Origin of the sequence: Streptomyces acidicola (assembly GCF_009377235.1) — a bacterium.
Taxonomy (GTDB): Bacteria; Actinomycetota; Actinomycetes; order Streptomycetales; family Streptomycetaceae; genus Streptomyces; species Streptomyces acidicola.
Window position 1 is genome coordinate 23,554 of sequence record NZ_VMNX01000086.1, and the last position, 11,297, is coordinate 34,850.

Consider the following 11,297-nt stretch of genomic DNA (forward strand, 5'->3'; position numbering starts at 1 on the left):
TCACGGTTCCGCTTGCAGCGGATTCTCGCCGACGCCACAAGACGATACGCCGACCCCGGTCATGCGAGTGCGCCTTCATTTGATAATGACGGTTATCAGACATGGATACATATTCACCCCATCGGGCTGTCTCATCCGGCTAGGTGATTCACATCCGAAGTGCCGCTGCCTCCCGAGAGATGCGCCAGAATGACGGATCAGTTTCCCGGCTGGGCAGCGCTGAGGGGGTGGCAGCGGGAGATGACCGAGGGCATGGTCACCGTCAGCGGCAAGGGGCAGGCACCGGACCTCGTGGACGGACCCGGCTGGAGCCGCCCCGGACTGGACGTCGCCGCGGGCCGTTATCCACTCTCGGTGGAGCGGCATGTGGGGCGTATGGTCGATCACCTGGTGCCAGGGGTGACTACATTGACCCCGCACGCGCGTTACTACGCTCTGCACGGGCTGATCGCAGCGCAAGCCGATACGGAAGACCTGACGGTCCCGGCCGCCCAGACCCTGCTGCGCCGCGCCGAAGTGGCTTTGTCCGCCGTGTCGTTCGCGCATCATCCGCAGGCTCTGGAGTGGCTGCCGCGTGCTCATGGGGTCGATGCTCTTGCCCGGCGGCTGCACTCCGGGACGGTCACCATGTCCGAAGCCGAGGCCCCGGGCAAGAACGGGTACGTGGGCAACTCGTGGGGGTTCTGGGCACCGTACGCCGGATCCGAGGTCGCGCTCGGCATCCTCGGTGCAGGACCCATGCCGGTTCCCGGACCGCGGCTTGAGACCGCAGCACTACGAGCCGGACTGGGCGGGTTGCTCGAACTGGCCGCCGAGGACACGCTGAACGTGGATGATCTCGCCCCTTTCGGGGACCGGCTGTGCGTGTGCGTGGGCGGGGAGCATCCTGACGGGGCGTGGCTGGCGAACCTCATGTGCGAGCCCGGTGCACCGGCCGAAGCAGGCTCCCGCTCGGCAACGCGACGACAGACGATTCAGCTTCTGGCTCGTGTGGTCGCCACACATCCCGTCCGATACTTCACCCGCGACATCGGCCAGGTGCTCGCTTTCGGCGACTTCCTGACCACCGATCCCGTGACCAGCGGCATCGACGCGGCCGGCGCCTGGCGCGGAGTGGTGCTGCGGAACTACTCCGTCGGAGCCTGGCGCCGCCTGTGGTCCTGGCTCGTGGAACAGGTCGACGGGCTGGTGCCGATCGAGGAAGTGGCCGACCGCTTCGCCGCGGAGTTGCCCGACGTGACGGTGGACGCGTTCCTGTCCTCCCTGCCCGCGACGCAGAGCACGGCCGGAACGCCGTTGCCCGCCGAGCACGACCTCCGGTGGGCAGGCGATTCCTTGCCCCTCGCCGAACTGCGGGTGCTCGCCGCCAGTGCCCGTCGGGTGGACGAACTCACCGGTCGGGTCCGGGACGCGTTCCTCGGCCAGCGTGGTGTCGAGCTCGGCCCGGAGTGGATCCAGCGGCGGCTTGACGAAGCCCGGCCCATGAAACTGCGCGATGTCGCCCGCCGACTCACCTACGACCTGGTGGCGCGGTCGCAGCGGATCGCGCTGGCCAAGGCCCGCCGACGTCCTGACGGCACGCTGTGGTTACCGACCCGGCTGCACGAACGGGGCGGGCTGCTGTACCGGACGAGCCAGGAGGGGCGCGGTGACGTCGGGCTACGGCTGGACCAGCTCGGGACCGTCCTGGCCACCTGCGGCGTGCTGCACTACGACGACCAGCACTGGTCGGTGACCAGTAGCGGGAGGGCTCTCGTTGACTGAGACAGCGCCGGCACCGGGAGTGGTGGAGCCACCAACCGCGTTCGCCTCCCCACTGACCCTCATCCTCGACGAGGAGCGCGCGGGCGGGCGGAACCTGGAGGAAGCACTCTTCCTCAGCTTCACCGCCGATCTCGGCTTCTTCGAGGAGGTCGCCCTCGGCGTCACTCAGGCCACCGGCGCACGCGTCACGGTGGCGGGAGACGTCTCCATGGCCCGGAACGATCCCCGCTCCGTCCGGCGGGCCGGCCGGAGCTACCTCGCCGGTATGGCATACGCTCACGGTGCCGCGTTCCATCCCAAGCTGATCGTCCTCGCCGGACCCGAACACGCCATCATCGCCCTCGGCTCCGGCAACACCACGCTGGCCGGGTGGCAGGCCAACGCCGAACTGTGGACGGTTCTGCGGGTGGACGGCGAGCAGAGTCCCACCGCGGTTCCGGAGCTGTCGGCATGGCTGCGCGACCTCCCGGAAGAGGTGAGGTTCTCCGCCGGAGTGCCACAGGCGCTGGGTCGGGTCGCAGCGCTGCTGGACCGGCTCCACCGCGACAGGACACCCACCGCGCCACAGGTCCGCGTCGTTAGCAGTCTGCGTTCGCCGATCATCGATCAGTTGCCGCAGGGGCCCGTCGATGAACTGGCCGTGTTCGCGCCCTTCTACGACCGGCGCTCGATGGCACTGCGGCGGCTGCTCGAACGTTTCCGTCCGAGCCGGTTCACCCTCGCCTACCAGCCCGGACTCAGCGATCTCGACGGTCCGTCGGTCGCCGCCCTGGTGAAGGAGTACGACGGACGCGTCATCAGCAACAACGACCAGCGTTACCGCCACGGGAAACTCGTCGAGTGGGTCTCCGAGGGGCAGCGGTGGGCCCTGACCGGCAGCCCGAACCTCTCCGCTGCGGCCCTGCTGCTTTCCCAGAGCGACGGCGGCAACTGCGAACTCGGCATCATCGCCCCCATCCCCGCCACCCTCCTTCCGGACGGCACCGACGAGCCCGCCGCCCGGCTGCACACAGTCCCGCCCCTTCCCCGCCCCATCGCCGGCAATGGGCCACTGCTGCTCGGTGCCCTACGCGTACCGGACGGCCTGGAGATCAGCGTGGCCCGGCCTCTCTCCGACACCGCTCACCTGGAGTTGTCTCAGGCCGCAGCACCGCCGGAGGCATGGGAGCGCATCGCCGACATCCCGCCCGGACAGGCCACGCTGACGGTGACGGCTCCGGCCGATGCGGGCAGCCGTGTGCGCCTGGTCGTAGTCGACAGCGACGGCGTACCGAGCTTCGGCAACATCGTGTTCGTCGTCGACCCTGACCGCGCGCTGCGCCGAATGACCCCGACCCAGTCCCAGGCCCCCACGACACGGCCACCCGACCTGTTCACGGACCCCCGGCTCGCCGAACGATTCCTGGGCGACCTGGAGACCCTTCGTACGGGGTTGCCCCCCACCTCAGCGGGCGTATCCGCGAGCAGCAGCACCGGCGGTGCCGCCGCGACGGCCCCGCTTGACGGCGACGAGGACGGCTGGGAGCGCTATCTGGACGAATGCGCCGGACGCGTCGGACACCCGCTCACGCGCTTCGCGCTGGGACTCCCCCTTCCCACCGACATCAGCACGCCCTTTCAGGACCTGCTGCCCGTCTCCTGGGACGAGCGGTTCACCGACGACAGCGAAGCCGCCCTCGACGATGACGACGCCGAGACCATGGCGGCAGAGCACGATCCCGAGGCAGCCGATGCCGAAGCGAGCAGCACCGCCACCCTGCCCGACCTCCGGCAGGCCGACCAGGAAGTCCGCCGTAGATACCGGCGCTGGGTGGAGCGCCTCGTCGCCCTCGCTCCCCACCTGGGTCCTCCCGAGCGCATGCTCGTCGTCCGGCTGACCCTGTGGACCGTCGCGGCCGGCGCCTGGTCTCCAGCACAATCCGACTGGCTGCCGCTGCTTTCCCGGGCCGTCCGCGCACTGAACCGAAATGATCTCCCCGAGCGGATCGAGCCCCAGGTCGGCAGCCTCGCCGCAGTCGCCCTCGCCGTGCTCCGAAGCCACGCCCCGCGCTACGAGATCACCCCTGAGACACTCGCCTTCAACGAAGCCTCCCAGGCAGTCGGCCACCTGCTTCCCGCAGTGGACTCCGCGTACATCGCGGAATACACGGCGCTGCTCGACACAGCCTTCGGCCCGGCCGTCGACCAAGCCGCCGTGCTCGATGTCGCGTCGGACGTCGTCCAGGACGATCCCCTCGCTGACGCCGTATGGTCCCTCGCCGAGAAGGGGCGCGACGTACACCGCCACGGACGACTCCTGCTCCATGTCACCGGCCGCTTCAGCAACCCCGCGCTGGTGGCACTCGAAGCAGTCGGCTCCGCCGAGGATGCGCCCCTGGTCGGGGCCTGGGCCGACTCGGGCTCGGAGTCCGGCGGGGGAGGTTGGGCGCTGGTTGTCTGGCGTCGACCCGACCTCATCGTGGTCGATGCTCGCCGGCCGGTTCCCCTCTGGCGGCATTACCGGCTCACCGGACTTGTAGGCCCCCGAGCTCTCGCCGCACAGCGCAGCTTCGAATCCGCTGCCTCCGTACCCCACGGCCCCCGCAACCAGCCATTCGAACTGGCTCACCAAGTCCTGTCGGATCTCGGCCTGGTCGGACCCCAACCACCGCAATGTGAGCCATAGCCTGGGGAGTTTCTACATGTCCATCGCGGAAGATCCGCGTCACGGACACTCAATCACCGCGCACTCACGATCAGTCGAGACCAAGGTGCACGCGGCATCGACAACAGTATGTATGTCGATGCCGCGTCTCAGCAGCGACACCGCCCGCGTTCAGATCCCGGCGTGCAAGTGGGCCGCCCAGAGGTAGGGGGACTTGGAATAGCGATCACGGACCCTGCGCACAGTGTGGTGCAGAGCACGGGCCGCCGCATCCGTGTCGAGGTCAGCATGCTGGTCGGTGACCCCGCCGAGCTCAGCGTAGAAGTCAGCTGCCATATGCGAGGCCACCTCGTCGTTTATCTCCCAGAGGGTGCCAATGACGTGGGGAAAACCCGCGAGCTGAAAAGCCGATGTGAGATGGATGGCCTCGTCGATCAGCTCCACGGATTCCATGAACGCTGTTCGGCACGCTGACAGGTAGGCCAGTTGGGCCGAGTCCATCTTCATTCCTGCAAGGCTCGCCACCGTGAGCGGATCACGTTCGTGGTCGTGCAGAAGCAACAGGCTCTGGGACGGGTCGTCGGGGTCGTGGGCACCGTGGCACGCGAAATGAACGATCCCGGAATCGGAGAGGGCCTTCAGGACCCGAGCCTTGGTCGGTCGTGTCTCCGGCCCGGGGACGGTCATGCCGTCAGCTTCTGCACCCGGCGCCATGAGGAGCGTCGGCTCGGGCAGCAGGCCGCACAGCAGTGCGGCTTCTTCCGAGACGTGGTCCAGGCGACCTTGAACGCCCGGAGTTGTGGGCATGGCCACGATCAGTGACCGGCTCACGGACGGCGCGGATGTGCGACGACGGCGCGCGTGGTGCAGTGCGCGGATAGTGGTGGTGTACGAGGAGATGACACGGTCCATGACTGTCGGCGGTTCCCCGTCTCTCAAGTCGGCCCGGAGCGGCTCGGAGTGATGGCCGGCAGCGTGCAGAGGTAGCAGCGAGAGGAGCCCGCCAGGCGCCCACCAGACGCGGGGCCACGGCTGTCCGGGAGAGGGCTCACCAGTGAAACCAAGGCTGCGCAGGACCGGCTCGGCCGCCGCGTCCCACAGCCACCCCAAGACAGCGTGAAGCGTCGCTTGCGCCTCCTTTCGCGTGAGAGGCGACATGCGCGGGTCCGCAACGGTTTCCAGTGCCCCATGGAAAGTCTGTATCTGGTCGATGACGAGGTCGTACGTAAGGTCGGGCAGGTTCAGGGACTCGATTCCATCGGACGTCAACAGCAGTGCGTCGCTGCGGTAGTGGCTGACGGTGAAGCTCACCACCGGGCCGGAGGCGGCTTGTGCCAGGAGCTCACTGACGGCGGGCGGACGAGCGAAGCTGGCGAATCCTTCCTGCGCTCGGATGTTGCCCAGCGTGGCCTGAAGTTGGTCGGCGCGGCTGCGTCGTTGCTCCTCGGCATCGACCGCACGTACCGCGGCGCTTACTTGTCCGTCAGGCTCCGTGAGGGAAGCCAATTCCATCGGCCGGTCCAGCTCGTCCCGAAGTACCTCGAAGCGATGGGCCAGGTCGGGATGGCGCTCGCGAAGCTCTGCGAGGTCGCTCCGCATGTCCAACGCCTGGCTGTGGAGGACGCCGCGACCCACCTCGATCAACTGCAGTGCTCGCGCCGCCCGTTCAGCGGGTGTGCCTTCGCGAGAAGCAAGAGCTAGTGCCGCCGCATCTCCGGCCAGCCCGGACCACTTGCCCATGGCGTGCTGCTGGTCACCGCGACTCAGCCGGCGGTCTGCCACTTCGGGCAGCAGGCGTACGGCACCGTCCAGGAGATCAGCTGCGAGATCAGGATCCGACCGTCCGGTCATTGAAGCCGCTGCCTGGGCGGCCCGAATCCGAATCGAGGGCCTAGCCCCGTCGGCTCGCGCGCCTTCCATGTGGGCGGCCAGGGCGCGATCAAAGTCCTGTCTCAAGTGAGTCCGCTGATAACGGCGGTGCAAGGCCGACCCGAGCTGGAACAGGTAGTCGGCACGCTCAGGATGTTCTGCCGGCGAGGTGTCGAGCGCGGCCTGACACGCAACCACCGCGTCGTCTAGGTCCGCAGTAGACCCGGTCTTCTCGAACCTGACGGTCAGCACACCCCCCAGCAAGGACAAGTACCTCGAGCGCTCAGGGTGGTGGGATGGAACGGTGGCGGTCGCATCCTGTCCCGCCGCAACCGCGCCGTCCAAGTCCTCAAAGCTTCCAGCGCGCTGGAAGCGGGCATACAGGGCGACCGACAGATTCGCGAGGAAACGAGGACGGTCAGGACTGCTTGCATCCACAATGCCGAGGACCTCGCGGTTCCTTCGGATCACCTCGTCGAGGTCTTGGGGGTCCCCGTTCCGTTCGTAACGCTGCAACAACACTGCGCCGAGATTGGACAGCATCGCCGCGAAGGCGGAGTGTTCACGGGGCGCCGTCTTCACAGCTCCGTGCGCGAACTCGATCGCGGCGTCCAGGTCCGACATCCCCCCGGTGTGCTTGAACCGAGTCCACAGCATCAGACCGACGTTGGACAGACGGGTCGATCGGTCGACGTGACCGTCCGCGGTGGCCTGAGCGGAAGCGCGACTGACACTGATCGCCTCGTCCAGGTCGGCCATATCACCAGTGCATTCGAAACGCTGCCAGAGAGAGATGGCCAAGTTGTTGAGGGCCGCGTTGAACTCGGTCTGGTTCGGGGTAATTTCCCGGGAAGCAGCGCGGTTCATCTCGATCGCCGTATCAAGGTCATATCTGTCGCCGCCGTTGCGGTATCGCGCCAGGAGAGCCTGACCCAGGCCGGAGAGACGAAGTCCACGAGCCCGGTGCCCCGGCGGGAGCATCTCCAGAGCTTCCTGGAACGCGTTGACGGATCGGTCCAGATAGGCTGTTTCCCCGGTCCGCTCGAATCGAGTCAGCGTGATGTCACCGAGCCCAAACAGGAATATGGAGCGTCCAGGATGTTCCTCGGAGGCATCCTCTACTGCGGTCTGGCCGCACTCGATCGCGCTGTCCAGATCCGCCGGGACACCAGTGCTCTCATATCGGGCCCGCCAGGCGATCCCAAGATTGTGAAGAAATCCTGCCTTGTCGTCGTCCTCGGCACAGAGGTCTGACGCTTCTTGGAAGGCTTCGATCGCCGCGTCCAGGTCCGACAGGATGCCTCTCTCGGTGAACCTGGTCTGCAGCGCGGTGCCCAGGTTATTGAGTCCGCCAGCCCGGTGGGCAGGGGAGCCCGCGGCAGCTTGGACTGCCAGTCGGCCGGTCTCGATCGCATCGTCCAGGTCCGCCGCCATACCTGTATGAGTGAAGCGCTCCATCAGCACACCCGACAGGTTGGACAGCATGACCGGCTGGTTCGGGTGCCCTGTCGCCGTGCTTTCCACTGCGCCCTGGGCAGCGTCGATCGCCGCGTCCAGATCCGCTCGTTCGCCACCCACGTCGAAGTGGGATTTCAGGATGACGGAAAGATTGGACAGCGTTTCCGCGTGCTCGCTTTGTCCACGGGGAATAGCGGCCGCGATGCGCCGCAGGAGATCGGTCATTCTTGCGCGCAGCGCCGGGCTCGGCGAAGCGTCCATCCCTTGCTGGATCCTCCAGACGAAACCAAGCGCGTGCTGGGCCACATCTGGAAGGAGTTCGTCTGGCAGATCCTCCTCATCTGCGCCGAACACGAAACAGGGCGTGAACTTCGCGACGGCTTCCTCTCTGTCCCGCTGCCCAGCCCCTTCGGGAAGTGCCCGGTACCTGAAGGCGTGCAACCAACCGAGGACGTAATGACCTTCCAGGTCGGACTCGTCGTTTCGGAGTATTGCGGCAAGTTGGCGGGCCTCGACCAGTGCTTCCGGCTCCAGCACCACACCAAGGTCCTGTTCACGGGCCAGCCGTTCGAGCCGCAACCCCACTACGGCAATCCGCTGCTCCAGTTCGTGTTCCCTTGCGAAGTCCTGCTCGCGCCCCTGCATGAACCGTCCTGTCACTTCCCGGTCTCCGGTAGGTCTGATTGCTGCACTGTCCAGGTCTGCCGAGGCGAGCCTCTGAATGCGAGGGAGCTCACGAAGCCGGCTCCGTCGCTGGCGCCAGGCTGCTCAGCCGTCGCATGACCGCGCCACCGAGTGGAGGGCCCATTGGCTGTTCCTCGATGCGCAGCTTGTCGGCCAGGTCCGTCAGGTGAAGGCGCACAGATGCCTCCAGCAGCGTGGCGTAGGTGTCCGAGGCAGTACGGAGGCGACGGGCCGAAATGACCACCAGCGTGGCGGCGAGCGGCACCGCGGGCCACCACCACCAGGCCAGAGGCAGATAGAGCAGGGCCCATCCACCGAGGACGGCAGCTCGCGTCAACGCGGCGCGGGCCCTGCCGATCTCGCCGCGTATCTCTTCCGGCAGCACGAGCCAGAGGTGTGGCCAGAGGATGAGGAGATCGACATGTGCGTCTCGGTCTAGCCGGACCGCGGTGGCGTGGATCCGGTCACCACTCCAGGTCGGCCGTTCAGGCCGCTCCACGGAGATACGTTCGCACCTGTGGGCCGCACGATGACGCTCCCGGGGCCTGGGGCGGTCAGCCGGACGCGGAGCACGCTCCAGAAGCCGTAGGGCTTCGTACTCCGCCCGTGCCGCGTCCCAGCGACGCTGTCGGCGTGACACGTGACGCTCGGCCAACTCGCCGAACAACCACGGCCATGCGCCCCAGCCGGCAGCCAGGGCCACACGCTCGACAACGGAGCCGAGGGACTGGGCGGCCAGACCAGTGACGGCCGCACCGGCCAGGATGGCAGCGAGCAGCACGACCTGGCCGCCCACCGTGGTGGCCTCGGGAGCCCGGGCAACGTCCGAGATCGCGTGAGTAAGCCGCCCCACGTCCAGCGCGGCACTCTGCCCGAGGGTGTGTCCGGCTGCGGCGACCGCCAAGTAGAGCGCGCCTGGGAGTACGAGGAGAGTCAGCCACCGCTCGGCCAGCTTCTTGCTGAGTTCACTGAGCAGCCCTCCCACTACGGGAGCCTCTCCCGGATCAGCGCCGTCTCGCCGGGGGCAAACTGGCAGCGTGGCACGTCGTCGTCCACTTCATGACCGGACCGACCGATACACAGCTGCAAGGGGCACCGGTACACGACGTCTAAATCAGCAACACCGACCAGTATGACACTGCGGCCCGTTCCCCCATACACCCCCGACGGGTCGCCTGCGCGTCGAACCGCTGCGTGCAAAGCGTCCAGAAGGACAGTGAGCGAGACGTCGTCCGCGGGCGGCCTGCCGACTACGGCTTCGACAGCACGCAAGGCGGCGTCGTCCTCGTCGAGCAGCGCGGCGAGTTCGTCCCGATGCCCACACACGTACGACAGTGCCTTGGCGATCCTCAGGCCGCCTACTTCCACCTGGCTCGTCATGCAAAACTCCGCCCCCTGCGCCTTGTTGATCCACCAGGCCGCCATTCTTGCTCCAAATGTGCAGGTGCACGCGCGGGTTCGGCCAACTCCCTCGGGCAGAGCAAAGAGGCGCCGAGGTCCTTGAAAGGACGGTTCAGCCGATCTCCTCTGCGCGAGCGATGCGTAGGCGGCGGTGTGCCACGCGCCACGCTGCCGCTGACGGCGTACGGCATCGCGCAAATTCGCCTTCGTGACGCGGCGTGCGGAAGCAACCGTCATGCCGTCCCCTCGCTGCTTGGGAGAAATCTGGGAGAAGATCTTCCCCCAGAGCCCCCGCGAGACCACCCGAGGCCAACCATCACCAACGCGCTGACCTGCAACGATATCGTCAACAGCAGGTGGTCAACATGATCGAACCTCATTCGGGACGAAGAGGTCGTGGGTTCAAATCCCGCCACCCCGACAGTGAAACACCAGGTGAGGCTCCTACGGATATCCGTAGGAGCCTCACCTGTTTCGTCTGCATGCCTATCTGCGTGACCAGCGCTCCGGATCGCGCTTCAAGATGCCGTCCATGATCACGGGCGCCGGTCTGGATCACGGGCCGGATCTACTACCGGTAGACCTCCTCGGTCACGGCCGTGCCGGAGTGGCCGACGAGCCAGGAGACCTCCTCCAGGGGGACGCCGCGGTCGGAGAGCAGCGAGACGAAGCTGTGGCGGAGCTCCCGACGGGTCCACTCGTTGACGTTGATCCCCTCGGCGACCTTGAGCGCCTGGCGGAAGGCGCACCGCACGTTGGTCGCGTCGAGGGGCTTACCCACGGCCGAGGAGAAGACCGGCCCGTGTTCCTCCCACTGGTCGCCAGCGGCCAGCCGCTCCCAGCCCTGGTCTTCGAAGTGCTGTCACGGGACCCCGACGCACCGCGTCGGCAGAGCGAGCGTTCGCCGCCCCGCCCGTCTCAGTTCCCGTCTCATTCAGCCCCGTTCACGGTCGTTCAGACGGGACTGTCAGCAGTTGTTGCCGCCCACGCCGGCCGCCCATGACCGTTGGTGAACGCCCCCGGACGCAGCCCAAGAGACCGCCAACACAGTTGGAAAGCGTGCGCCCTGAATCAGCGGGTGCGCGTGCCGGCAAGCCACGTCTTCCAAACATGTCGGGTGTTCGGCACCTCGGGATGGTTCAGGAGCCAGAGAACGTAGCCCGCGTGGAGCTGTGCCCACGAGTTCCCCGAGCGATGAGCCCTGTGGAGCCTGCCGCGCAACTCGTCTCCGTCCACCGCCCGGGCCACACGCACGTACTCACGGTCCTTGCACCGATAGGGCCGCTGGACAGCGAGGTCGACCAGATCGACGAGCTTCGTTCTCACCTGGTCGTTGTGGTGGGCAGTGGCGGTTGAGTCCCGAGAAGTGGTGTACGGGTTTTGACCTGATCTGGGGGTTTGCTCCAGCGTCGGGATGAGGCCCGCATAGACGAACGGCCACCGGCTGATCTTTCAAGACGACCAAGTCTTTGAAGGA

The 11,297-nt window shown here is 67.0% G+C and carries 6 protein-coding genes; 2 read left to right on the forward strand and 4 right to left on the reverse strand.

The window, feature by feature from the left end:
- Positions 1-189: 189 nt before the first annotated feature.
- A complete protein-coding gene (locus tag FPZ41_RS22435) occupies positions 190-1,764 on the forward strand; it encodes a hypothetical protein (protein ID WP_152865293.1) in 1,575 nt (524 codons plus the stop codon).
- Positions 1,757-4,429: a hypothetical protein gene (locus tag FPZ41_RS22440; protein WP_152865295.1), complete on the forward strand. Its 2,673-nt coding sequence runs from the start codon at positions 1,757-1,759 to the stop codon at positions 4,427-4,429. The genes FPZ41_RS22435 and FPZ41_RS22440 overlap by 8 nt, the downstream gene beginning before the upstream one ends.
- 150 nt (positions 4,430-4,579) lie before the next feature.
- On the opposite strand, the gene FPZ41_RS22445 is transcribed toward FPZ41_RS22440, so the two are convergent.
- From FPZ41_RS22445 to FPZ41_RS50295, 4 genes are all read right to left on the reverse strand, one after another.
- Positions 4,580-8,380 (reverse strand): CHAT domain-containing protein, encoded by a 3,801-nt coding sequence (locus FPZ41_RS22445; protein ID WP_152865297.1) that lies wholly within the window; start codon positions 8,378-8,380, stop codon positions 4,580-4,582.
- Between the two features lie 88 nt (positions 8,381-8,468).
- Positions 8,469-9,404 carry a hypothetical protein gene (locus FPZ41_RS22450; RefSeq protein WP_152865299.1) on the reverse strand — a complete coding sequence of 312 codons (936 nt, stop codon included), beginning with the start codon at positions 9,402-9,404 and terminating at the stop codon, positions 8,469-8,471.
- Positions 9,404-9,799, reverse strand: coding sequence for a hypothetical protein (locus tag FPZ41_RS22455; protein WP_152865301.1), 396 nt, complete (start codon positions 9,797-9,799; stop codon positions 9,404-9,406). The genes FPZ41_RS22450 and FPZ41_RS22455 overlap by 1 nt, the downstream gene beginning before the upstream one ends.
- 592 nt (positions 9,800-10,391) lie before the next feature.
- Positions 10,392-10,601 (reverse strand): tyrosine-type recombinase/integrase, encoded by a 210-nt coding sequence (locus tag FPZ41_RS50295; RefSeq protein ID WP_407698804.1) that lies wholly within the window; start codon positions 10,599-10,601, stop codon positions 10,392-10,394.
- Between the last annotated feature and the right edge of the window lie 696 nt (positions 10,602-11,297).